The organism is Ruminococcus sp. AM42-11 (genome assembly GCF_003480145.1).
In the GTDB taxonomy this organism is placed as follows: domain Bacteria; phylum Bacillota; class Clostridia; order Lachnospirales; family Lachnospiraceae; genus Blautia_A; species Blautia_A faecis.
In genome coordinates, this window is sequence record NZ_QUIO01000038.1 from 1 (window position 1) to 23355 (window position 23355).

The following is a 23355-nucleotide window of genomic DNA, read 5'->3' on the forward strand; positions in this document are numbered from 1 at the left end:
ATACACATTTCCATGGTGCTTGTCGTTTGCTCTTTGGTTCGGAATAGTGTGGTGCTGGCGGTCTATCTCTTGTTTTCGGTTGTTTGCTTCTTTACTGTACATGAGCATTAGCACCGGGATTGTCATTTCCATATCCTTCCAGAAGGTTTACGACACCCCACACGCCAAGACCTGCGCCGATTGCGACTACAAGAGTTTTCAAAGTTGTAATTGCACTGCTAAAAAATGCCATATACATTCACCAAAACTGACTTTTTTCAGGTGTTTACGGGAATGAAAAAACACCGACTAAAAAGCCGGCGCACCTAATGTCAGTTATTCCTTTCCTCATTATTTTCCGTTCATTCCCATGGTTACTCCGACAGCTCCACCTGAATTACTTCCACCTCTTCTTCAGATTTCGGTGTGTACTGCGGATTTAACTCTTTCTCAACTTTGTATCGGTTCTTCTCGTTTTCATCTGCGAGAAGCCGATAGTTTTTGTGTTTCGTGATATCATATTTGTCCGAGAAAAATGGTCTGGCACCACGGATCTGCAGGATACATTTCCCTCCATCCATAACTGCGATTTCATCTTCTGTCATCAACTGTTTGCCTGTTTTCTGGTAATTCAGTCCAAAGGATTTCTGATTACTCCTTGTCTCCGAAGTGTTATACAGGTCAATAGTTTCCTTACCCAGAAGCTCGCTCATTTCCTTTAAGGTGGTTTTCTCTTTGCCACCAAGGAAAAGTGTAGTATCACAGTTGCCCAGAATGGTATCTGCACTATCCTTGTACATTGCCTTTAACTGGCTCTGTGACTGCAAAATAATAGAAGCAGAGATTTCCCTGCTTCGGATAGTTGCAATCAGCTTGTCAAACTGTGGAATCTGCCGATGTTGGCAAACTCATCAGCGATGACACGCACATGAACTGGCAGTCTTCCACCATACTCATCATCTGCCTTGTCGCAAAGCAGATTGAAAAGCTGTGACTGTAACATGGCAATCACAAAATTAAAGGTTGTATCTGTATCGGACATAATCAAAAACAAGGCTGTCTTCCTGTCCCCGATCTTATCCAGTTCCATTTCATCATAAGACATGATCTCACGAAGTTCTGCTATATCAAATGGTGCCAGCCTCGCACCACAGGAAATAAGAATACTTTTGGCAGTTTTGCCTGCCGCCATTTTGTATTTTTTATACTGTCTGACCGCAAAATGCTGCGAATCTCTTTCTTCCAGTTCCTGGAACATCATATCCACAGGATTCTGGTAAGTTTCATCCTCTTCACGGGTTTCGCTTTCATTCAAAAGATCCAGAAGGGTATTCAGATTCTTTTCCTCTTCATCCCCTTCATACCAGATAAAAGCAATCAGTGCTGTATACAGCAATTTCTCTGCTTTCACCCAAAAATCTTCGGAAGCTTTTTCCCCTTCGCCTTTGGTATTAACAATGATTGTTGTCACCAGCTTCAGGATATCTTTTTCAGACCGTATATAAGCAAATGGATTGTAATGAAGCGATTTGGAAAAATTGATAGTATTCAGAACCTTAATCACATATGGCTCATGAACTACTTTTCCAGATCTATCTTTCATAATATTTCCATTCTTATCTTTCTTAGGTGGTCCCTTTGCTAACATCTTCCCGCATTCCTCAATCAGAGTGCCTTTCGGATCTGTAATGACCATGGAACAGTTCATCTGCATGACTGACGGCTTAACGAAAAATCGAGTTTTTCCGGAACCACTGCCGCCAATGACCACTATATTTTTATTTCTTGCATACTTTGGCTGTTTAGGTCTACTTTCCATAGTCAATGCTTCTGTTGCTGTCAATGGAATATTCATCCAGGGATCTTCCGACATATAAGGCTTGATATCCTCTGCGGTTCCCCATCTAGCTGAACCATACTCGATGCCTTTCCGTAATTTCTTTGCATCTGCCTGTTTCTGCCAGACCAACACTTTCAGAACGACTGCAACAACAATACCTGCTAACAGATCTTTCCAGTCATTGCTTAACACAAAACCTGCAAAAATCCGGTCTGCGTGTTCCATTGCATATAATAGTTTGTTCCCCATATCTTCTCCCGGACTGTTCCGGTAAAGAAAAAATGCACGGTCTGCATAGAAAGCAGCCAGAGCATAAGGGATATTTGTAAGAACCAGTTTCTTTTTATCCAGGGCGGACAGCTTACCCCCGATTTTATTCTTCCACTTCTGCATCAGAGTTTTGCCGCTTTTCTTTTTCATCGACTCTGCTCCTGATGCCGGTTCTTTACTTTGTCCTTCGTCTTCTTTGGCATCATTGCCCGGTAAGCTGCAAGACGCTTATGAATGGAAGGTTTATTCGCTTTTTGAATCTGTTTCTGGGAAAACTCACGGAAAGCAGCATTGAGTGCATCCTGATCACGTCCCTTGAAGAATACCAGATAAACCGGAGGCTCTTTGCTCTTGTCTTTTTTCAGAGCATAATTGATCCCGTATTTTCTGGCATACCGTTCAAAGGACTTGATATTCTTATTTGTGATCTCGATATTGACCATCCCGGCATTCTGTTTTGCCAGCTCTTTTACCGTGACCTTTCCCTGTTTCGGCTGATTTTTCTGTGCTTTCTTCTCTACTGATTTCTGCTTCTGATGACGCAGATACGCAACAAGAACCTTTTTCAACAGGTCTGCCGTAATCTTAGTAGCCCGAATACAGAACGTGACCGTTTTCTGAGTTACCTCTTCCTGCATGACTTTTCCCTCCTTTCAGCGATTCAACTGCTGTCCAGATCTGTAATCATGGCAATCACCCCCTTTAATGAAAAAAGACAGATTAACCGGTAATCAGGTTCTGCACCTGTACGAGTTTTTCTGTCCCTTCTTCTTTTCTCTTATCTTCTCCACCACAATAGATGGGAACACACATTTCAAGTATTCTACTGTAAATACGCTGATGGGCAGTATCCAAATCTGTGGATTTCATTTCATTCAGTCCCAGATTCGTTGTTACGATCAGCGGAAGCATTTTACAATAGCGGCTGTCTATCACATTATAGACCTGCTCCAAGGCAAACTCGGAATTTCGTTCTATTCCCAAGTCATCAATAATCAGCAGCGGATAATCCACAAGATTTTGTATAATCTGGTTCCTATCTGCCTGATAACTGGTCATTTCATTTAAGATTCTGGAAAAATTTGTCATCATGACACGTTCTCCTTGTTCCAAAAGTGCATTTGCAATACAGCCTGCAAAGAAACTTTTCCCGGTTCCAACTGGTCCCATCAAAAGCAATCCTACATTTTTTCTCTTCATATCTGTCCAGTTTTCTACATACTGCCTGGCAATTAGTATCTTCTGGTTGCTTCCGTTGTCATTTTCAAATTTCCATTCCCAGAATCTTCTTTCCCGAAGTCCGACGGATTTTCTCTGATAAGCTGCCGCTGTGCTTCTTCCCACTGCATCTTCTCATCCAGTTCCTGCCTGGCTTTTACCTCGCATTCGCACAAACAGGACACTACATGCTCAAATCCCATCAGACTGACTTTCATCTGTTTTCTTTTTCCACAGGTGCCACAATGAAGACATCCCTCTTCGTCCAGATAATCTGCTGTTACTTTATTTTCCATCACAGGCTTTCTCCTTCCTGAAATTCATATTTATCCATTCCTGTCCTGGTTCCATCCCTTTCTGCCCAAAGACAGATTGTTGCAAAATGGTTCTGATACTCTTTTCCACTGGATTTCATATAAACAGAAAGATGATCAATCCGTTTCTGGTAATCCCATGGAAATAGCGTCATCAGCTCCTGCAGTTCAGCTTCCGACAGAACAACATTTTTAAATCTACCATACTGACTGAATTTTTCTTCCAAAGTGGGAGTATTGCCCTTACTCTTATCAGTATGATTCTTTTCAGTCTTATTTATCTTAGTATTACTTCCATCCAGATTCTTGCAGTCCGGACTTCTATTTTTTTGCGTTCCGGACTTCCAGTTTCTTGCAATCCGGATTTCCAATTCCTTGCAGTCTGGAGTTCCAGTTTCTGGCATTCCAGAAGAAAAGTATCTTACTGGCTTTCCTCTACTCCGTTTTACAAAATTTTTCACATATATGACAGAAGGACGATTATTCCCCTGCCGATACCGTTCGATCAATCCAATTCCATGCACACTGTCAAGTTCATAAAGGAGCTTTGTTACAGTCGTATGAGACATCCGCAAAAGATCCTGCAGTTCTGCAATCGTATAAATGATATAGACATAACCGTCACTGTCAATCCAGCCATTTTTCTTTGATAGACTGATGCGGTCTAAAAGGATTCCATACAAGAGTTTTGCATCTGTGGAAAGACCCTGAAATTCCTTTTCTGTAAACAGGGCTTTCGGTATTCGGAAAAAAGAAAACTGGTCAGATTCTTCTGCTCTGAAGTATTCAAAATCTGCCATAATTTATTTCCTATTCTTCCATATTGTTGAAGTCATACCCTGCTGCACTTCCTGTACCATGACATAATTCATCAAGCACATAATTGAACGCATTCACCGCTTCTTCCAGATAAATTTTCCTTGCCTCTTTATCACACGCATACATATCGGCAATAAATCCTTCATCATTTCCTATTGCGTGTACCAGAGTCTCCAAAACTTTCATAAATTTCTTTTTTGAACACTTTTTATGCTGCCTATTCACATACTTCTGAATGTCCAGTACTCTATCAGCATTTTCCTCATTTTCTTCCAGGATTCCAAATGCCAGGTCCATGCCAAATTCATAGCCATCACAGGAAATCTGATCAATATCAAGCTGTCCAAGCTCATCTCGATAATTTCTTTCTTCCATTGAAGTCAGTGGTGTCTCATATTCATCCAGATATCCCATATCCGCAATCGTTTCCAGAATATCTCTGGATGCTTTCACCATCTTGTCCATGATAATTTCTCTTTCTTCCATCGGCATATTTGCCATAATGCTGTCTAATGTCATCATTGATTCTTCCTCCATCTCATTTTCATAAATATCATTGATATAAAAGTGGTTCGCCTTTCCATTGTCTGAAATGATACGCACCAGATTACCAACTTGAACCAGTTCCTGCACTGCCTGATCTACGCCATATCTGGTCGTATTCAGGTCTTTTTTCATTTCACTTTTCGGATAGATTACAAATAAATCCCCTTCACCATCTACCCAGCCATTCTGCACCGCAAATTTTAAGCGATCCAGAAATAAGCTGTATAAAATCTTTGCTGTATTTGACAGATTTTTGTATTTTTCCATCTGGAACAGCATCTTTGGCACCTGCAGACAATCTACCGGCATATACTCCATCTTACTCATTGATTGTTTCCTCCTTCTGTTTGTACAGCACTTCGGCTGAATTAATATTGATTTCCAGCATCCCTACAAATACCTGATAGTACAGCAGGCATATCTCTTCATCCTCTCTTGCCAGATACAATCCTTCCAGTTCATCGGACGGATGTTTCATTCCATATACTGCCTGACAGATATCATGGATTTTCTCACATTCCACACTTCTAAGATGCAGCTCCAAGGTGTGGTTAAATCTCTGCCAGTCCTCCAGTTTCTGATTTACTGACATCATGCACTGGAACAGTTCCGCTGCTTCACATGCTGCTGACATCACTATATTTTTGTTATTGATACTTCCATCGGCATTTTTCATATGCCCTACCATATACGCCTGATCTACCGAAACCATCTTTTATCCTCCTATCTAAACGGCATTTCTTCTTCCATGCCCTCTGGGATCTCTAAGAACCCTTCCGCATCTTCTGGAAACGGTGGTCTGTCAACCATTTTTGCACCTGCGAATTCAATCCGGTTTGCATACACTTCGGTGGTATAAATCTTTTTTCCGGTATCCTTATCTTCATAATTACCTGTGACAATCTCGCCTTCCACCATGACCTTCGTGCCCTGCATCAGATAATCTCTGGCAAATTCTGCTTTCTTTGCAAAAGCCTTTACCGGAATGAAACTGACTTCATCGGAATAATTTCTTCTGACTGCCAGAACAAACTTGGCGATCTTATGAAGTCCTTTTTCATTCTCCACTTCGTTGTATCCGGGATTTCTTACTAATCGCCCGGAAATAACTGTTGTATTCATTGGCTTACCCCTCCTATGCTTTCATTGATTTGTAACAGATACCGATACATGGTCCACATTTTCCATAGGTACATCCGTAACATTCATCTTTTTCCAACTCTTCTTGCTTCATTTCATCGGCAAACATTCCTAACAGTGTTGTGTAAATCTTTTTCATTGCCAGGAACTTTTCTTCTGCTTTTTCCATCTTCTCTTTGTAAAATGGAATCAGTTCACGAAGAACTGGATGGAAACGTTCATTTTCATCATCCCAGGCACAGGTTTTCATCATACAGCGTGGCTGTTTCTCGTAATTGCCCAGATAATACGGGCAGAACGTACAGCCTCTTTCTTTAACAATTTCCACCGGAATCACTGGCATCTGACTTTTGACTTCCTTTGTTACATGCTTACTTTCAATTCGCTCTCTCATCTTAAAAATCCTCCAAGAATATATATATTTGCAAAAGGGAATTCCCCTGAATTGCCTGTTTTTAAGCACAAAAAAAAGAGGCAGACTTACGATTTTTGTTTTCGCAAGCCTGCCTCTTATCAATCTAATATTCTATTTTCCAATGACATACCGTATAAACACGTATATCGCTCTGATCACATACACTGGAATCATGATACTTCCAATCAATGCTCCAATAATGACACTTAATGCAGCCATCCCAAATGTTGCTGTGGTATCCATTCCTCTCGGAATCAGAATCAACCGCATTTTATGTATTCCAAATGGAAGTCCGGCAATAAATACCAACCAGAACCAATCCGTCTGCCCACTGACCTTCATAATTGTTTTTGTCATCCAAAACCAGAATACCATAAATGCCAGTGGCAGAATTGATTTTTTTATTACATCTCCAATCGTCATTTCTTTCGTCCTCTTATCTAATCTGTTTATCTTCTGTACTTTAGAAAGATATGCCTGATATCTTTGCATCTGTCTATCATTATATCTTATTTGCTTTTCATATTCCACTTTATCATCCCCTTCGCTCTGTTTGTGCTTTCCACGAATCTAATAACTGGAAAATTATTTTTTCGATTTGCTCTTTCTTGTAATCTGGTGGAAAATATTTTTGCAGTTGCTTTTCTGAAAAACTGATTTTCTGATAATTCACTTTTGCTTCTCCTCCAAGAATTTTCTCTATATCTTCTCCAGTCAATTCTTTTTGCTGGCTAAGTTCTTTCAGTTTTTTTGCCTGAGATCCATTTGGCATTTTCTTTGTTGTTCCTATAAACGCCAGTAACAATGACTGCTCATTACTTTTCAAATAAGATAAATCAACTGCAACAGTAAAGGGCAATTCATTTTTATCTACAAACTCCAGCAAGTAATTCGACAAGTAGGTCAATCGTATATATCGTTTGATCGTACTCATTGTCTCTCCGACTTCTGTGCCAACCATCTCAGCTGCCCATCTTTTTTCAACTTTGGTTCAACTTGGACCAAAGTTAAATCAGTCCGTCTACCCTGACGTTTCAATGCTTCATACTTCATGCGGTATGCAAATGCCTTCTCACTATATAGCAGATTTTCTCTTTGAATGTTGGAATCGACCATAACCACAGTTGCTTCATCATCAGACATATCTCTGATAATGACCGGCATTGTTTTCAGTCCTAATTCCCTGCAAGCATATTTTCTTCTGTGTCCCACAACTAATTCATAATCCTTTTCCCCTGAATTTGAAGGTCTTGCAATTCCTGGCACAAGAACTCCATATTCTGAAATACTTTCAATCATTTCCTCCATTTTATCATCCCTGAACACTTTAAACGGATGATTCTTGAATGTATCCAACTCGTCCAGCGGAATTTCTCGCACACACTCCTGCTCCTCTGACAATCCGAATAATGCATCTACCCCTTTGAATTTTATCTTTGAAGCACTACTTTCTTTCACTGCCATCACCAATCACCTCCTCTACCAGTTTTTTATAAGCTTCGGCAACACGACCTTTCGGATCGTGTTTATAAATACTTACTCCTTCAGCACTCGTCTCAGCTGCTCTTATCGAAAACGGGATTTCAGTCTTGAAAATATTGATATATTCGCCATAATTATCGTGAAGCAACTCTATAATCTCTTTTGAAAAATTCGTTCTTCGATCTACCATGGTAAGTAAGATTCCGTCAATCTGAAGCTTTCGATTTATCTGCTTTCTGACTTTATATATGGTCTGCATCAACTGTTCCAATCCTTTAACAGGAAGATAATGTGCCATAACCGGAATGATAACCGAATCAGCTGCTGCAAGAGCATTTACAGTAAGCATTCCTAGCGATGGCATATTATCAATCAGGATATAATCATATTCTGGTGAAATTGTCTTGATAAACTGTTTTAACACATATTCTCTGCTCATAACATTTACCAGACTAACTTCTACCCCAGACAGTTCAATATTTGCCGGAAGAATGTCCATTCCCTCTTCATGGTGAAGAATTCCATATCCTTCTGGTAATTCAAGACCATTCATTTCACAATGAAGAATTGTCGCTACTGTTATTTCCAATTCATCTGGATTCTGATATCCAAGACTTTCTGTTAAACTTCCCTGTGGATCAAAGTCTATTGCCAGAACTTTATATCCTTTTTTTACCAATCCGATTCCTAAATTCACACAGGAAGTTGACTTTGCGACACCACCTTTTTGATTGACTATTGCTATAACTTTTGCCATCTCTATTTCCTCCCGATTCGTAATGTATGTTTTGAAACTGCTTTTTCTGCCTTTTTCTGATTTTCAGCCTGCAATGTTAAATCATGCGTCTTTATCAGCAATGCCTCAAATCTTTCTTTTTCTTCCTGCTGTTCGTGTGCTGTCAAATCCGTTTCCAAATTCGTTTTTTGTGAAACGCTCAACTTATTTCTAATATTATATGTGTCATATCTTCTTCTAATGCAATTCGCTTCTACACCGGACAGTGTAACCAGTTCTGACCAGGAAGACACTTTACATCTTCTTGCAATCGTTCCCCATGATGGTGTTTCTGGATTTCTACAAGCATCATATATTTTTGACGTTGCCGGTTGTATCCGTTCAAATTCGTTTTTAAATATTTCCAGAAAATCATATTGATCATCCACACACCTTGTTCCATGACGTCCAATCCTTACATATTCCATCTCACCATAATAATCATTTAGAAATTCTCTGGCTGTTTTTCCAAAAAGCTTTTCAAAGACCATATGGCTTGGTAGCTCTTTATGGCTGTCACACTCTTTTATTCTCGGTGGTATACCATTATGAGATTCTGTCCATTCATCTAATGCTTCATATACACTCGCTGCATCCCATCTATCCAATGGCGTGGAAGAATATTTTTTTAGTGCCTGTATCACTTCCACAACTTCCTCCGTCTGTGGCAGACATTGCAGTAATTCGATTGCCTTGGGTATGGCTTTTCTTCTTGTCATAATTCTTGCCATAAAAAAACCTCCTTTGAATGGTCATCATCTCATTCAAGAAGGTTCCTATCAGAAACAATTCCGAATTGTTTTCAATATCTTATCTATACTGTTATTTCAACATAAGATATCGAAATGTACATCTGACAGCACTGTTTTTTTATCCAATGCCTTTATCAGAAATCCCTTATTTTAAGGCTTTTCCGGTCGTTTCCTTTATCTTACTCTATTGGTACTGCATAAGTAGAAAACTTCACATCAAATTCAGGATTGAAATGATCTACAGCCTTCAAAAGCCCGATGCTTCCAATTTGAAAAAGGTCCTCCATTTCCACCCCTCTCCCCAGAAAACGCCTGGCAACACTATACACCAGTCCCATATTTTCCGAAAACAAAGTATCTCTTGCCTCTTTATCTCCCTGGTGAATGCGCCCAATGAGAGCAAGAGTGTGATCCATGCTTCCTCCTGATCAATTACCGATTTTTTTGCTCATATGCACACAGGTTCCTTTTCCAACCTGTGAGGTGACTTTAACCTCATCCATAAATGCTTCCATAAAAGTAAACCCCATTCCTGACCTGTCCTGATCAGCGCGGGTCGTATATAAGGGCTCCATTGCTTTTTCCACATCTGCAATCCCTATGCCATCATCCTCAATATCCAGATAAATTGTTCTCTCTTTTCTGACACACTTCATCCGTATCTTATGTACCTCGCCTTGATAGCCATGAATGATACAGTTGGTTACAGCCTCTGACACAGCCGTTTTCAAATCTGCTACTTCCTCCAGTGTGGGGTTCAGCTGGGTGCAAAATGCCGCAGCAGCTACCCTTGCCAACCCTTCATTCTCCGGACGGCTGTCAAAAATAATGGTCATTTCGTTGGAATTTCCCATCAGACTCCCCTCCCTTCCAGCTGCATCTCATTTTCTGTTCTTTCCAGTTCCAGAAATTTACTCACGCCTGAAAGCCGCAGCAATTTTTCAATATATCCGCTTACATGGCAGGCCTTCATGCAGCCAGAACGCATCCCCAGAGCCCGGTATCTCCCCATGATCAAACCTACGCCCGAACTGTCCATAAAACAGTATTTCCAAAGTCAAAACAAATGGTTCTGATATATATTTTTCCCATAATCCTGTCTGATTCTCTCCGGATCAGCTCAGAAGCCGGATGATCCAGTTCCTCAGGCAGTTTAATATTCAGACAGGTTCCCGTAGTTTCAAAAACAGGTTTCATAAATAAAATCCCCCTTTTTTACTCTATTTTAACCCTCTGCACAGGAAAAAGAAAAAGAGATGTGCAGGTCTATCCCGCACATCCCCGGTTCAGAGGTTTCTCATTATTGTAATTCAGAAATTTTTATTCATAATACTGAAAATCACCATTTTCATCATAATATCCGTTTTCGTCGCTGTAATCAGAATATCCGGATTCATCATACCCACTGTCACCAGATGCATCATTGTAAGAACTGTCATAACCAGAGGAATCTGTTTCAGAGCCTTCTGTTGTATTGTCAGTTCCATCATTGCTTTCGGAATCAGAGGAATCTTCGCTGCCCTCAGACTTACTGTCTTCCGTGATTCCAGACACACCAGTAGCTGAACAGATGGTATTATAAATTCCCATTACATCATCTCCCAGCTGATCTTCATAAACCTTCTGGATTTCCAACGCAGCTGCATCATACTCATTCTGTGTATAAGCTGCATACGCATTCAGAAGTGCCTGATAACTGGTGCTCTTCTTCTGCTCGGCATCAAGCTGCTGGGTGATTTCCTCTGCCACATCTCCGGATTCCTTCGCCTCACCCTGGGCTTTGGAAAGCTCCGCACCCTGGCTGACCAGAGACTCGCTGTACTTTACAATCTGTTGATTGGCTTCTCTGTAAATCCCCTGCTTGATAGCCGGAACTGCCAGAAACCAAAATGCAGCCGCACCTGCTGCCACACCCGCCATAAGTGTCACAAACAGTGAAATTCTGGAATTTTCCCTGTAAACTGCCGGCTGTACCACAGTACTTCTGGAAATCTCATCCGAACCTTCTGTCTTGCCCTTGGCACCAAAAAGTCCTTTTTTCTGTTTCTCAAGTCTGGTCGTTACACCGGTTCTCTCATCTACTTCACGAAGAAAACGTAATGTAGTTGTATTGGTCTTGTCAATACGAGCCGCCTTTTTTAAGGTTCTTCTTGCCTTGCCCCAGTCATGATTCTTCATATAGATCAGCGCCAGCAGATGATAACCTTTGATCAGCTTGGTATTCTGGTTCAGAATTTTGCGAAGCTGAATGGCAGCCATATCCTCATGGCCTTCCCTGCAAAGAGCCAGGGCATTATTATATTTTCTTATTGTCTCATTAATAGCATCCAGTTTATTCGAATTCGCCTGAAGACGATTAATATATTCATTCGCAATATTCCGAGTAGGCTGCAGATTCTTACTGATCACCCACTCGCTAAGAGCAGCAACCACCTCTCCCATTTCAAAATACACAAGCCCCAGAAGATTTCTCGCCTGGATATTTCTCTTGTTAAAGGTAAGGCTCTGCTTCAGACAGTTAACGGCTCCTGAAAGGTCCCGGATACTTGCCTTCTCCAAGCCCTGATTGTAATAAAGTTTGGATAGATACTCCACCTTTTTCTGGATCAGGACGTTGCACCCGCAATGAGGACAGTAATCCAGATCCTTATCAGCCAGGAACGCGCCGCAATTCATACAGTTCATTAAGTATCTCCTATTCTATTTCATCCTGCGTCCGCTTTTGGACTCCCTGAGCATTTCCTGAAGAATGTCCAGAATATCCGTCAGCTCTCTATCGTAAATAGCCTCTTCCGCGTCTGTCACATCCAGACAGGGCTCAAATTTCTTCAGTTCCTCTTCGTAATCGATCATAAAATTCCTCCACAGACTCCTGAAAAATCAACCAGAAATCCCATGTTTTCTTTTTTCTGCAGACAATTTACTTTTTCAACAAGAGTGTCTTAATCTCTCCCACCAGGTAAAGAGAACCCACGCAGAACAGCATTCCGTCCTCTCCTTTGGCCTCGTGCGCCATATGAAAAGCTTCTTCAATATTATCAGAGTTTCCAACATCCTTACAGCCTTCTTTGCAAAAGATCTCTGCCAGCTCCGCAGACGGCACCTCACGGTATCCCCCAACCTCTGTGGTCACAACTTTACGGAATTTTATCCTGCTGCAAATTGTATGGATCATATCCTGGTAATCCTTATCATTCACAGCAGAAAATAAAAGTGTCAGCGGATACTCCTTCTGAAACCGCTCTGCAGTCTCCACAAACCTGCGCACGCCATCCTCATTATGTGCACCATCCACGATCACGCCCGGCAAAATGGTCTCCATTCTGCCCTGCCATCTGGTATTTGCAATTCCTGCCTGCAGCTGTTCCATGGTCACCGGAATCCTGTCTTTCAGCACTTCCATAGTTGTAAGCGCCAGAGATGCGTTCATCACCTGATACCATGCAATAAAAGGAATATGGAACATGGTATCCCCATAATAATCGTCCTCCAGGGAAAAATCAATGCCATCTTTATTATTTCCCAGTACCTTTGCTCCAGCCTGAATTACTTTATAAGCCGGACTTCCAAGCTCCTTTGCCTTCGCAGCGATCACTTCTGCCGCATCCTTGTCATTTCCATCATAGATTACAGGAACTCCCGGAACAATGATTCCAGCCTTCTCCCCTGCAATCTCTCTTACCGTATTTCCCAAAAACTGCATATGATCCAGACTGATAGATGTGATCACGCAAGCCACAGGATTCTCTACCGCTGTAGTCGCATCCAGCCTTCCGCCAAGCCCGGTTTCCAAAGTCACATAGTCCACCCCTGCCTCTGCAAAGATCACCATTCCCATAAGAAACAGCATCTCAAAATAAGTAGGATGGTAACTACCTTCAGCCACAAGCTCGTCCGCCAGCACTTTCACTCTCTCAAAAGCTTTCAAAAAGGTGTCATCATCAATATTCACCTCATTGATCTGAAACCGCTCGTTGATCTTCACCAGATGGGGAGACGTAAACAGACCGCAGGAATACCCTGCCTCCCTGAGAATAGATGTGAGAAACGCACAGGTACTCCCCTTTCCATTCGTTCCCGCAACATGTATCACCTTAAACTTCTCCTGTGGATTCCCCAGTCTCCTCAAACATTCCTTCGTATGCTCCAGACTGTTCTTTTTGGTAAACTTCGGAGTCTCCTCAATATAAGCAACCGCTTCCTCGTAATTCATAATCTAAACCACCATTTATCTATCGTATTTCGTCCGTAACTTCTCATGCTCATAGTAAGCCTGGCAGAATACTGCCTTCTGAATCGTTACATTACTCTACCATTATATAATAGTCACACCAGAAGTCCACCCCTAATCGTAACTTTTTATCCGACAAACCTCGCACAGAAGAAATCAGAGAGGTTCCGAAAAAATCTCATACGGCAGAATTTGGGGTTAAAAAAGGAGAGGACACAGTCTGAGCTCCAGCGGAGCAAATTTGTCCTCTCCTTTCTTCGGTTTCAGCAAAATTCTGATGTTTTTAATTTTTTTGGCCGCACACCGCGCTCAGAGCAGACCTGATGAGACCAGGTGCCCAGCCGGGAAACGTTCCTATCGGGAATTCACCTTCCACTGACTATCATACAATGCATAAACCGCTCTGTCAAAGCTCTTACTAAGAGCCTTCCTCGTCGAACTGTTACTTCTCTGTACAACTGCCAGTCTGTCAAAATCCGACAGCTCCGTACCCGAGATCACCAGCATGTTCGGACTTACATATGCCGTATCATACCACTCTCCATTCAGCTTCACCTGACTGGACGGGGTGAAATTCGTGCCTTGGATATAATAAGTCCAATCCGTATCCGACACTAACCGAATGGAATCTAAGGTCACATCATAAAGTCCCATCCGCATCTTCGTTCTCTCAAAAGGATTTTCTCCTCCATAAGCATATCGCTGACCGTACAGCACATCATACTGAAGAGTTTCCAGATCAACCTGATAATTCTTGGTATTTCTTCTTGCCTGATGATATTTCATGATCGTACCCTCATGAATACCAACTCTGTCCAGAACCTCTGCTGCGATCTGATAAGAAGCCAGATTCTCATCCTTCTTGGTAAGTCCCATATTATCCCAGATTACATACTCCGTCTGGAAAAGATACTTATTTTTCAGATCCTCCACAGTCAGTCCCATAGTCGGCAGATGATCCCCATACATAACCAGGATCACATCCTCCGGATAGTCTGCCAAAGCATCTGTTAACTCTTTCACAAACTGATCCATCTCATGAATCTGATTCACATAGTACTCCCATTTACAATTCAGCTCATCCGTAGGAGAACCGGAAACTGTAATAGAAGGATTGTCCAGAATGGGCTCGCTTGGATAATCACCATGTCCCTGCACGGAAATGGTATACACATAATCCGGACTGTCAGTAGAATCCAGACACTTAATGATCTCATCCGTCAACACACTGTCTTTTACCCATCCAAGAGGATTCTGCAGGTTCTCATCTGCCATATACTCTTCAGAAGTAAAGGTGTCAAATCCCAGATTGGGGAAAACAGACCTTCTTCCATAGAAGTTGGCTTCATTATTATGTACCGCATGTGTAAAATACCCCAGATTTTTCAGAACATAGGGCACACTTTCGCAGGTAGTCTCCTTAAGAATACTCTTGTAAGGATATTCACCTGGTCCAAAATAGTGAAGACTCATACCTGTAATGGTCTCAAATTCCGTATTTGCCGTACCGGCTCCAACAGAAGGAACCTTGTAATATCCGGAAGAATACTCTTTCATCAGCTTCCTGAAATTCGGGATTGGATCTTCAGAAATATCCAGGTAATTTACCAGTGTCGGGTCAAAGAAAGACTCTAGCTGAAGGAACAGAATATTCGGTCTCTTTCCATCCTCCTTGGTCTTTGGAAGATTGGACTCTGTCTTCTCAATCCGGTTAATCTCATCCTCAGAATAATCCCTCGGCTCACTGATGCCTGTATTAAAAATAGTAGTCGCCAGACAATAAGGATAACCATAATCCTCATAAGCAAACGCAATATTGCCAAAATAATTAGACAAAACCCTTTTTTCAAGAGCCAGCTGTGTCACGCCTCCAAAAGCCACAAAACCAGCAATTACCAGCGGAATCACATACCGGTACTTAATCTTCTGCTCATACTTCGGTCCCTTGACCAGTAGGATCAAAAGCCCCAGCACCACAATTCCGATCAAAATACATCCGATCACCACACCATAAAACGGCAGATATTTCTGCATGATCGCAATACCATCCGTCAGCATATGCAGATCCGGTCCGGTAAATGGTGTAACACGGTTCATCAGAAGAATACAGTTTACGATTCCCAGAAACAGCCAGAAAACGGAAACCACAACTCTCCAAAAGCACCGCCTGTGAAACAGATAAACGATCAGCATTGTAGTAAAAATAAACATCGTATTATAAGCAAATACCAACGGTTTTCCCGTCATATAATCCCAGGCCTCCACTACAGAATGGCGGCACAGTGCCTCTATAAGGAAATAGAGCACTGCGCACCAGAGTGCCTGGAGAATCAGGGAAATCTTATTGCAAAATTTGCTCAGCTTCATGCAAAATCTCCTTTTTATCTCTTAAGCTGCTCAAGCTGTGTTTCAACCTTATCTTTCATCTCTTTGTACTTCGCAAGCTTCTCCTTCTCTGCATCAACCTTGGCAGCAGGAGCCTTATTTACGAAATTTGGATTATTCAGCATTCCCTCACAGCGGGCGATTTCCTTAGTCAGTCTCTCCTGCTCCTTTGTCAGTCTCTCAAGTTCTTTTTCCTTGTCAACAAGGTCTTCCAGAGGCATATAAACAACTGCATTGGAAACAACAACAGAAACTGCATCCTCACCGATACCAGTCTTATCCTGCTGAACATGGATTTCTTTTGCAAAAGCAAGGTTTGCAAAGGATTTCTTGCTGTTCTCATACATCTGACAGATAGCAGCATCTTTTCCAACAATGATCAGATGTGTCTTTCTGTTCTGCGGAACATTCATACTGGTTCTTGTGTTACGGATGCCGCGGACAACTTCCTGGAAACTTCCGATTGCAAGCTCAGCCTCAGGAGAATTCCACTCGTCCTTATATACCGGCCAGTCAGAGATCATTATGGACTCTTCCTCCGGAAGCAGTGTGCAATAAATTTCCTCTGTGATAAATGGCATAAACGGATGAAGCAGCTTCAGTCCCTGGGTCAGTGCTGTGCGAAGTGTCCAGAGAGCCTCGTTTGCTGCCTTTGGATCCTCTTCTGCCTTCCACAGACGAACCTTGGCGATCTCAATGTACCAGTCGCAAAGCTCATCCCACAGGAAATCATAGATCTTCTGAACCGCAATACCCAGCTCATATTTTTCCATATTGTCAGTTACTTCTTTGATCACATTGTTCAGTCTGGAAAGGATCCATTTGTCCTCAGCGCAAAGAGAACCGATCTCCGGCTCCGTTACATCCTTTCCTTCCAGATTCATAAGAACGAAACGGGAAGCATTCCAGATCTTATTTGCAAAGTTACGGCTGGATTCTACACGCTCCCAGTAGAAACGCATATCGTTTCCAGGTGCATTACCAGTCATCAGAGTAAGACGAAGAGCATCTGCGCCGTACTTGTCGATTACTTCCAGCGGGTCAATACCATTTCCAAGGGATTTACTCATCTTGCGGCCCTGGGAATCTCTTACCAGACCATGGATCAGTACATGATGGAACGGTGTCTTGCCAGTCTGCTCAAGAGCAGAGAATACCATACGGATAACCCAGAAGAAAATAATGTCATATCCGGTTACCAGCACATCTGTTGGATAGAAGTACTCCAGTTCCGGTGTCTTATCCGGCCAGCCAAGTGTGGAGAATGGCCACAGAGCAGAGCTGAACCAGGTATCCAGCGTATCCTCGTCCTGATGAAGATGCGTACATCCGCATTTCGGACATTTTTCCGGCATTTCTCTTGCAACTACAGTCTCACCGCACTCATCGCAGTAGTAAGCCGGGATTCTGTGTCCCCACCACAGCTGACGGGAAATACACCAGTCACGGATGTTCTCCAGCCAGTGAAGGTAAGTCTTGTCAAAACGCTCCGGGACGAATTTCAGATCTCCATCCTCAAGAGTCTTGATAGCAGCTTTTGCCATTTCATCCATCTTTACAAACCACTGAGGCTTGATCATCGGCTCTACGGTTGCATGGCAGCGGTCATGAGTTCCAACGCTGTGATTGTGCGGAACAACCTTTACCAGAAGACCAAGCTTGTCCAGATCCTCTACCATGGCTTTTCTTGCTTCGTAACGATCCATGCCGGCGTATTTACCACCCAGCTCATTGATGGTAGCATCATCATTCATGATGTTAATTTCCGGAAGGTTGTGTCTCTTTCCAACCTCGAAATCGTTAGGGTCATGTGCCGGTGTGATCTTTACGCATCCGGTACCAAATTCTTTATCAACATACTCATCGGCAATAACCGGGATCTCTCTGTCTGTGAGAGGAAGCTTCAGCATTTTGCCAACAATGTCTTTGTAACGGTCATCATCCGGGTTTACTGCAACTGCAGTATCTCCAAGAAGTGTTTCCGGACGTGTTGTTGCGATTTCCACGAATTTTCCTTCTTCTCCAACAACCGGGTAATTGATGTGCCAGAAAAATCCGTCCTGATCCTCATGCTCAACCTCTGCATCGGAAATGGAAGTCTGGCATACCGGACACCAGTTGATAATACGGGAACCTTTGTAGATGTAGCCTTTTTCATATAACTTGATGAAGACTTCCTGTACGGCCTTGGAGCATCCCTCATCCATGGTGAAACGCTCTCGCTCCCAGTCTGCAGAAGCACCAAGCTTCTTCAGCTGGTTGATAATTTTTCCGCCGTACTCTTCTTTCCACTCCCAGGCATATTCCAGGAATTTCTCACGGCCGATTTCTGCCTTGTCGATGCCTTCTTTTTTCAGTTTCTCAGTAACCTTAACCTCTGTAGCAATAGCTGCATGGTCAGTTCCTGGCTGCCACAGTGCTTCGTAGCCCTGCATTCTCTTGAAACGGATGAGAATGTCCTGCATGGTCTCATCAAGTGCATGTCCCATATGCAGCTGTCCTGTTACGTTTGGCGGCGGCATAACAATGGTAAATGGTTTCTTATCCGGGTTTACTTTTGCATGAAAATATCCGTTGTCCATCCATTTCTGGTAAAGACGTTCCTCGATTCCTTTTGGATCGTAGGTCTTTGCAAGTTCTTTGCTCATAATTTTCCTCCTAAAAAAAGAGCCCCTCACACAATTGTGTGAAGGGCGAAATTAACGCGGTACCACCTTCATTATGTGCAAAATGCAAAGTACTGTTTCCCTGAATTCATTTACAGTCTTCGCTCTGTTGTACACATATCTCTTTCCTGTAACGCTGGAATTGCGTGAAAACTTACTGCAGATATCACTGCCTGTTCAGTTTCCCGGCTCAGAAGCTACCTTCAGTGAATGCGGATCTCGAAATGTCTTCCACCACAGTTATCCCTGGACATTTCTCTCTGGGAGGGCATTTACTTACTCCTCTTCTTCAACGCTTTTCGCTGCAGCGGTCTGATTTCCTTGTAAATAGCCGGAAAAAGCCGCCACTTTTATGGATATAACTATAATTGCATTCTTCCGGCTTGTCAAGCTAATTTCAAAATTTCACAATTACACCGCTCAGACAGTGTTTTCTCAATATTTTTTATTCCACACTCTTTAAGGATTCCACCATATCAATGGTTTTCAGCTTAAAATGCATCACCCCATTCACCACAATGGAAAATATGCTTGTCAGAATTCCACTGTATAAAAAGCTCAGCGGCTTAATATTACGTCCAAACATAACTGCATCTACCTCAACCGTAGTAATCACATACCTGTGAATGAGAATTCCAAACACTGCTCCAAACATAATTCCAAGCACTGTCAGGATCACGTTTTCCCGAAGCACATACTGGGAGACCTCTCCGTCATAGAAGCCAAGCACCTTCAAAGTTGCCAGTTCCCTCTGTCTTTCTGTAATATTGATATTATTCAGATTATACAATACCACAAAAGCCAGCATTCCTGCGGAAACGATCAGCACCAGGATCACCGCATCCAGAGTGCTCAGCATACGGTCAACCTGTGATGCCAGACTACTGGTATAACTGATGCTGAGAGCACCAGGATTAGCAAGGATCCGGGTTCCTGCCATTTCCAGATCATCCTTGCAGTCTTCCTGCATAGTAAACACAATGTTCTCATACTCCGGCATTTCCCCGAACGTCTGCTCATAAACCCTGGGCGTCATATAAAGGTAATGGCTCATATAATTCTCTGTGATCACAGCCACCCTCACCTTATATTCCTTATCTCCCTTTTTCAGGGGAATCATATCCCCCACCTTTAATCCCAGCAGGGATGCTGTTTTCTCGGAAATAGCAGCACCTTCGTCGGTAAGCTCATATGTTTCCCCGGTAATACGGTTCTTTAAGGTTACATCCCTTGCAAACTCACTCAGGCTCTCTGGCACAAACAGATAAATACTGATGTTGGAGCTGCCTTTCGGAGCACTGATTTTCGTCATCTGTACCCGATTGCAATGGGCGATTTGCTCATTTTCCTTCATGTATTCAAACAGCTCTGCATGTTCTTCCTCTGTAGCATCGCTGTCCTCAATCACCATTCCGTCATAATGCTGAAGCTCCCGGTACTGAATAGCGGCAATATCACTGATGGAATCCTGAATCCCAAAGCCAACCAGCATCAGTCCCATGCTTCCTGCAATTCCAAAGACCGTCATGATCAGGCGCTTCTTGTAACGGAAAAGATTTCGAATTGTGGACTTCCAGGAAAAGCTTAAATGCTTCCATATAAATGTGAGCCGCTCCAGCAATACCCGCTTGCCCTCTTTCGGAGCCGGTGGGCGCATAAGAGAGGCCGGTGTCTCCTGCAGCTCCTTTCCACTTGCAAAAAGAGTCGCTCCAACTGTACATACAACAGAGGCTGTGGAAGCGATCAATGCGAAGCCAGGCTGATAATCAATGGAAATGGTATTTGCCACATTGTGATACATAATCCCATAAGCAGTTATAATAATGTATGGAATGATTTTCTCTCCGATCAGCATTCCCAGCACACTGCCAAGAAGAGTTGCAAAAAATGCATAACAGATATATTTTGCTGCAATAGCAGACTTCTTATATCCCAATGCCTTCAAGGTACCGATCTGGGTTCGCTGCTCCTCCACCATACGAGTCATAGTGGTAAGACTGATCAATGCCGCTACCAGGAAAAAGATGACCGGGAAAACCTGACCGATGTTTCGAAGACGGTCTGCATTATCACCGTAATCCGTATATTCCGGAAGCTCCTCCCTATCTGTGACCATCCACTCCGGCATTTCCAGATCTTCCAGTTCCTTTTTCGCATCATCCAGCTTCTGCTGATTCTCGGCAATCTCATCCTCCGCATCTTTTTTGGCGTCTTCGTACTCTTTCTTTCCATCTGCAAGGTCTTTCTCACCTTTTTTCAAGTCTTTAACCGCATCCTGAAGCTTTTTCTCATTGTCTGTAATCTCTTTTTCACCGTCTGCAAGCTTCTTCTCATTGTCTGCGATTTCTTTCTCACCATCGGCAAGCTTCGCCTCATTTTCTGCAATTTCTTGCTCTCCGGAAGTAAGCTTTGCCTCATTTTCCGCGATTTGCCGGGCACCGGAATTATACTGTTCCAGACCGGAAGCATACTGCGCTTCACTGTCATTCAGCTTTGCCACATTGGCATCCAGTTCCGCCTGTCCTGCTGCCAGGGTCTCTGCATTGGAATCAATTTCTTTCTGGGCTTTATTCAGTTTTTTCTTTGCTGCCTTTAACTGCTTCTGACCTTTTTCCAGTTCCTGTTCCCCTGCCTCTATCTCAGCTTTCGAAGCAGCAAGAGTATTCTCCTGTTCCTGAATCTGAATCCATCCGGCGTCAATCTCTGCCTGACCTGCTGTTATCTGTTCCCGTCCAGCATTCAGCTCGCTTTCTTTCTGAGAAAGCTGGGAAAGTCCATCCTCGACTGCTGCAAGCCCGCTTTCCAACTCACTTCTGGTCGCTGCAAGCTGCTGCCGCTGACTCTCAATCTGCGCTTCACTTGCCTGAATCTGCTGGCTTACCGCCGCCTCCTGTTCTTCCAGTGCAGACACCTGAGCTGCCAGAATATCTATTTCCTCCTGGGAAGCATCCGGATTTTCCAGTGCTGCGTTGTAACTTGCGCGTACTATCTCAATCTGACTCTGCAGCTCCGTCAGCTGAGCTTTTGCACTTTCCAAAGCACTTATTCCATCCTGAAGCTGTGCTTCTCCTGCTGATACCTGGGAAAGTCCATCTGTAATCTGCTGCTTCTGGGCATTTAACTGGGTTCTGGTACTTTCGATCTGCTGCTGTCCGGCAATGATCTCCGCTTTTGACTGATCCAGTTCACTTTGCTTTGTTGTCAAAGTCTGCTTTGCGGCTTCTAACTGCTGCTCGCCTTCCTCAATCTGGGCTTTTCCATCTGCAAGTTTCGCTTTATTTTCATCTAAAGTCTTCTGATTTTCCTCTAATTCTGCCAGACCACTGGTTACCTGCTTCTGCGCGGAATCAAGCTGAGCCTGTCCGTCAGCAAGCTGGGCTTTTGCTGCATTTACCTGACTCCATCCATCATCCAGCTGGCTTCTGGCAGTGTCAAGCTGGCTTTTGCTGGAGGAAAGCTGACTCCTGGCAGATTCCAGCTGACTTTTTCCATCAGCAAGCTGCGCTTTTGCATCTTCTAACTGGTTTTTCCCATCAGTAAGCTCTGTCTTCGCATCTTCCAGCTGTTTTTTTCCATCGGCAAGCTCTGTTTTTGCGTCTTCTAACTGGGATTTTCCATCTTCATACTCTTTCCTGCCGTCTTCTAAATCCTTTTCACCTTTATCCAGCTCTTCTTTTGCGTCAGCAAGCTTTTCATCTGCCTCTTTTTTCCCATCGTCCAGCTTCTTCTGGGCATCATTGATTTCCTCCTGTGCATCCGCCTTCACAGCTGCAAGGCGGATCTGACAGCGATCATCTGCTATGTTTTCAACACGGTCTTTGATCTTGGCGATCAGATTCTCATAACCGTCTGTATAACTTGTAAGACCCTTTGCTCCATGAACGGTCACATAAATCTGCGTATAAATTTCCTGGTCAAAATCTTCTGGGAGCACATATCCAAATCCATTGACTTCACCAGTTCCAAGGGTGGTATTTCCTCTATTAAAGGAAATATAAAGAGGACTTCTTCCAGTTCCCACTACCGTATATTCTGTGGTCACAAGAACGGGGGAATCTCCTTCTTCACGCAAAGCCACCTTATCTCCTACCTTATATTCATTGGAAGAAGCAAATGTGCTATCCAGAAAAATCTCTCCACTTTTTTCCGGAAGGCGTCCCTCCTGCACATCCAGTTTATTCACTGTGTCATTTATGGATTCAATGTGAAGAACCTTCTGCTTCTGGCCTTCCCCGCACATCACATCGGTAGACCAGGCACCTTCTGCGGACTCGATGCCATCTATACTTTCTATGGAAGAAACATCATCAGATGTCAGGCCCATTGTGCCCACAACCTTGATATCCATCAGGCTGCTTTCGTCATAATAGGCATCTCCGGAATAGCGCATATCCGGCGAGGAAGCCTGAATACCGGAAAAGAAGGCCACTCCAAGAGCCACGATCAGAAGAATGGAGATAAACCTGGATTTGCTTTTTCGGATCTCCATCCAGAATTCTTTTCTTAATGCTTTCATCTCTCAC

The 23355-nt window shown here is 43.0% G+C and carries 22 protein-coding genes and 3 pseudogenes; all 25 read right to left on the minus strand.

From position 1 onward, the window contains the following. Window positions 1–103: 103 nt before the first annotated feature. Window positions 104–232: pseudogene (locus DW904_RS17770) on the minus strand (Maff2 family protein); the annotation flags it as partial. Window positions 233–353: 121 nt separating this feature from the next. Then, window positions 354–2212: pseudogene (locus tag DW904_RS24205) on the minus strand (type IV secretory system conjugative DNA transfer family protein). Between the two features lie 23 nt (window positions 2213–2235). Further along, complete coding sequence (locus DW904_RS17780; RefSeq protein WP_055057305.1) at window positions 2236–2727, minus strand: PcfB family protein; 492 nt, start codon at window positions 2725–2727, stop codon at window positions 2236–2238. 82 nt (window positions 2728–2809) lie between these two features. Next, complete coding sequence (locus DW904_RS17785; protein ID WP_347562198.1) at window positions 2810–3433, minus strand: ATP-binding protein; 624 nt, start codon at window positions 3431–3433, stop codon at window positions 2810–2812. Then, a complete protein-coding gene (locus DW904_RS25930) occupies window positions 3322–3603 on the minus strand; it encodes a hypothetical protein (RefSeq protein ID WP_347562199.1) in 282 nt (93 codons plus the stop codon). Before DW904_RS25930 ends, DW904_RS17785 begins: the two co-directional genes overlap by 112 nt. Continuing rightward, complete coding sequence (locus tag DW904_RS17790; protein WP_117457748.1) at window positions 3603–4421, minus strand: replication initiator protein A; 819 nt, start codon at window positions 4419–4421, stop codon at window positions 3603–3605. The genes DW904_RS25930 and DW904_RS17790 overlap by 1 nt, the downstream gene beginning before the upstream one ends. 10 nt (window positions 4422–4431) lie before the next feature. Then, window positions 4432–5313: a replication initiator protein A gene (locus tag DW904_RS17795; RefSeq protein ID WP_117457749.1), complete on the minus strand. Its 882-nt coding sequence runs from the start codon at window positions 5311–5313 to the stop codon at window positions 4432–4434. After that, window positions 5306–5698, minus strand: coding sequence for a hypothetical protein (locus DW904_RS17800; protein WP_117457750.1), 393 nt, complete (start codon window positions 5696–5698; stop codon window positions 5306–5308). Before DW904_RS17800 ends, DW904_RS17795 begins: the two co-directional genes overlap by 8 nt. Window positions 5699–5709: 11 nt before the next feature. Continuing rightward, window positions 5710–6108: a single-stranded DNA-binding protein gene (locus DW904_RS17805; protein WP_005344165.1), complete on the minus strand. Its 399-nt coding sequence runs from the start codon at window positions 6106–6108 to the stop codon at window positions 5710–5712. Between the two features lie 13 nt (window positions 6109–6121). Further along, the gene (locus DW904_RS17810) at window positions 6122–6520 is read right to left on the minus strand and encodes a hypothetical protein (RefSeq protein ID WP_117457751.1); all 399 of its coding nucleotides are present in this window, start codon (window positions 6518–6520) and stop codon (window positions 6122–6124) included. A gap of 132 nt (window positions 6521–6652) precedes the next feature. Then, window positions 6653–7072, minus strand: a complete 420-nt coding sequence (locus tag DW904_RS17815) for a DUF6050 family protein (protein ID WP_243026964.1) — start codon at window positions 7070–7072, stop codon at window positions 6653–6655. Window positions 7073–7076: 4 nt separating this feature from the next. Beyond that, a complete protein-coding gene (locus DW904_RS24210; protein WP_243110482.1) occupies window positions 7077–7475 on the minus strand; it encodes a hypothetical protein in 399 nt (132 codons plus the stop codon). Continuing rightward, window positions 7472–8005: a ParB/RepB/Spo0J family partition protein gene (locus DW904_RS24215; protein ID WP_243103081.1), complete on the minus strand. Its 534-nt coding sequence runs from the start codon at window positions 8003–8005 to the stop codon at window positions 7472–7474. The genes DW904_RS24210 and DW904_RS24215 overlap by 4 nt, the downstream gene beginning before the upstream one ends. Continuing rightward, the gene (locus DW904_RS17825; RefSeq protein ID WP_118583235.1) at window positions 7986–8780 is read right to left on the minus strand and encodes a ParA family protein; all 795 of its coding nucleotides are present in this window, start codon (window positions 8778–8780) and stop codon (window positions 7986–7988) included. Before DW904_RS17825 ends, DW904_RS24215 begins: the two co-directional genes overlap by 20 nt. 2 nt (window positions 8781–8782) lie before the next feature. Beyond that, complete coding sequence (locus tag DW904_RS17830) at window positions 8783–9448, minus strand: hypothetical protein (protein WP_242856254.1); 666 nt, start codon at window positions 9446–9448, stop codon at window positions 8783–8785. Between the two features lie 287 nt (window positions 9449–9735). Beyond that, a pseudogene (locus tag DW904_RS17835) lies at window positions 9736–9966 on the minus strand (sigma-70 family RNA polymerase sigma factor); the annotation flags it as partial. A gap of 12 nt (window positions 9967–9978) precedes the next feature. After that, a complete protein-coding gene (gene spoIIAB, locus DW904_RS17840) occupies window positions 9979–10404 on the minus strand; it encodes an anti-sigma F factor (RefSeq protein ID WP_118583239.1) in 426 nt (141 codons plus the stop codon). Next, complete coding sequence (locus tag DW904_RS24220) at window positions 10404–10589, minus strand: hypothetical protein (RefSeq protein ID WP_243110483.1); 186 nt, start codon at window positions 10587–10589, stop codon at window positions 10404–10406. Before DW904_RS24220 ends, spoIIAB begins: the two co-directional genes overlap by 1 nt. Further along, window positions 10571–10747 carry a hypothetical protein gene (locus tag DW904_RS24225; protein ID WP_243110484.1) on the minus strand — a complete coding sequence of 59 codons (177 nt, stop codon included), beginning with the start codon at window positions 10745–10747 and terminating at the stop codon, window positions 10571–10573. Before DW904_RS24225 ends, DW904_RS24220 begins: the two co-directional genes overlap by 19 nt. Window positions 10748–10870: 123 nt before the next feature. Next, window positions 10871–12235 carry a hypothetical protein gene (locus DW904_RS17850; protein WP_118583241.1) on the minus strand — a complete coding sequence of 455 codons (1365 nt, stop codon included), beginning with the start codon at window positions 12233–12235 and terminating at the stop codon, window positions 10871–10873. 15 nt (window positions 12236–12250) lie between these two features. Beyond that, complete coding sequence (locus DW904_RS23050) at window positions 12251–12403, minus strand: hypothetical protein (RefSeq protein ID WP_021925740.1); 153 nt, start codon at window positions 12401–12403, stop codon at window positions 12251–12253. Between the two features lie 67 nt (window positions 12404–12470). Further along, a complete protein-coding gene (locus DW904_RS17855; protein ID WP_202187763.1) occupies window positions 12471–13763 on the minus strand; it encodes a folylpolyglutamate synthase/dihydrofolate synthase family protein in 1293 nt (430 codons plus the stop codon). 372 nt (window positions 13764–14135) lie between these two features. Further along, window positions 14136–16148 carry an LTA synthase family protein gene (locus DW904_RS17860; protein WP_118583245.1) on the minus strand — a complete coding sequence of 671 codons (2013 nt, stop codon included), beginning with the start codon at window positions 16146–16148 and terminating at the stop codon, window positions 14136–14138. Window positions 16149–16162: 14 nt separating this feature from the next. Further along, window positions 16163–18814: a valine--tRNA ligase gene (locus DW904_RS17865; RefSeq protein ID WP_118583247.1), complete on the minus strand. Its 2652-nt coding sequence runs from the start codon at window positions 18812–18814 to the stop codon at window positions 16163–16165. A gap of 463 nt (window positions 18815–19277) precedes the next feature. Beyond that, window positions 19278–23348, minus strand: a complete 4071-nt coding sequence (locus DW904_RS17870) for an FtsX-like permease family protein (RefSeq protein WP_118583249.1) — start codon at window positions 23346–23348, stop codon at window positions 19278–19280. Window positions 23349–23355 lie beyond the last annotated feature (7 nt).

Coding starts and splice junctions, on each gene's coding strand:
- DW904_RS25930 (WP_347562199.1), bottom strand. CDS start 3,603: ATGGAAAATAAAGTAACAGCAGATTATCTGGACGAAGAGGGATGTCTT.
- DW904_RS17860 (WP_118583245.1), bottom strand. CDS start 16,148: ATGAAGCTGAGCAAATTTTGCAATAAGATTTCCCTGATTCTCCAGGCA.
- DW904_RS17790 (WP_117457748.1), bottom strand. CDS start 4,421: ATGGCAGATTTTGAATACTTCAGAGCAGAAGAATCTGACCAGTTTTCT.
- DW904_RS24225 (WP_243110484.1), bottom strand. CDS start 10,747: ATGAAACCTGTTTTTGAAACTACGGGAACCTGTCTGAATATTAAACTG.
- DW904_RS24210 (WP_243110482.1), bottom strand. CDS start 7,475: ATGAGTACGATCAAACGATATATACGATTGACCTACTTGTCGAATTAC.
- DW904_RS17805 (WP_005344165.1), bottom strand. CDS start 6,108: ATGAATACAACAGTTATTTCCGGGCGATTAGTAAGAAATCCCGGATAC.
- DW904_RS17870 (WP_118583249.1), bottom strand. CDS start 23,348: ATGAAAGCATTAAGAAAAGAATTCTGGATGGAGATCCGAAAAAGCAAA.
- DW904_RS17865 (WP_118583247.1), bottom strand. CDS start 18,814: ATGAGCAAAGAACTTGCAAAGACCTACGATCCAAAAGGAATCGAGGAA.
- DW904_RS17800 (WP_117457750.1), bottom strand. CDS start 5,698: ATGGTTTCGGTAGATCAGGCGTATATGGTAGGGCATATGAAAAATGCC.
- DW904_RS17855 (WP_202187763.1), bottom strand. CDS start 13,763: ATGAATTACGAGGAAGCGGTTGCTTATATTGAGGAGACTCCGAAGTTT.
- DW904_RS17795 (WP_117457749.1), bottom strand. CDS start 5,313: ATGAGTAAGATGGAGTATATGCCGGTAGATTGTCTGCAGGTGCCAAAG.
- DW904_RS24215 (WP_243103081.1), bottom strand. CDS start 8,005: ATGGCAGTGAAAGAAAGTAGTGCTTCAAAGATAAAATTCAAAGGGGTA.
- DW904_RS17810 (WP_117457751.1), bottom strand. CDS start 6,520: ATGAGAGAGCGAATTGAAAGTAAGCATGTAACAAAGGAAGTCAAAAGT.
- DW904_RS17780 (WP_055057305.1), bottom strand. CDS start 2,727: ATGCAGGAAGAGGTAACTCAGAAAACGGTCACGTTCTGTATTCGGGCT.
- DW904_RS17825 (WP_118583235.1), bottom strand. CDS start 8,780: ATGGCAAAAGTTATAGCAATAGTCAATCAAAAAGGTGGTGTCGCAAAG.
- spoIIAB (WP_118583239.1), bottom strand. CDS start 10,404: ATGGGAAATTCCAACGAAATGACCATTATTTTTGACAGCCGTCCGGAG.
- DW904_RS24220 (WP_243110483.1), bottom strand. CDS start 10,589: ATGGACAGTTCGGGCGTAGGTTTGATCATGGGGAGATACCGGGCTCTG.
- DW904_RS23050 (WP_021925740.1), bottom strand. CDS start 12,403: ATGATCGATTACGAAGAGGAACTGAAGAAATTTGAGCCCTGTCTGGAT.
- DW904_RS17850 (WP_118583241.1), bottom strand. CDS start 12,235: ATGAACTGTATGAATTGCGGCGCGTTCCTGGCTGATAAGGATCTGGAT.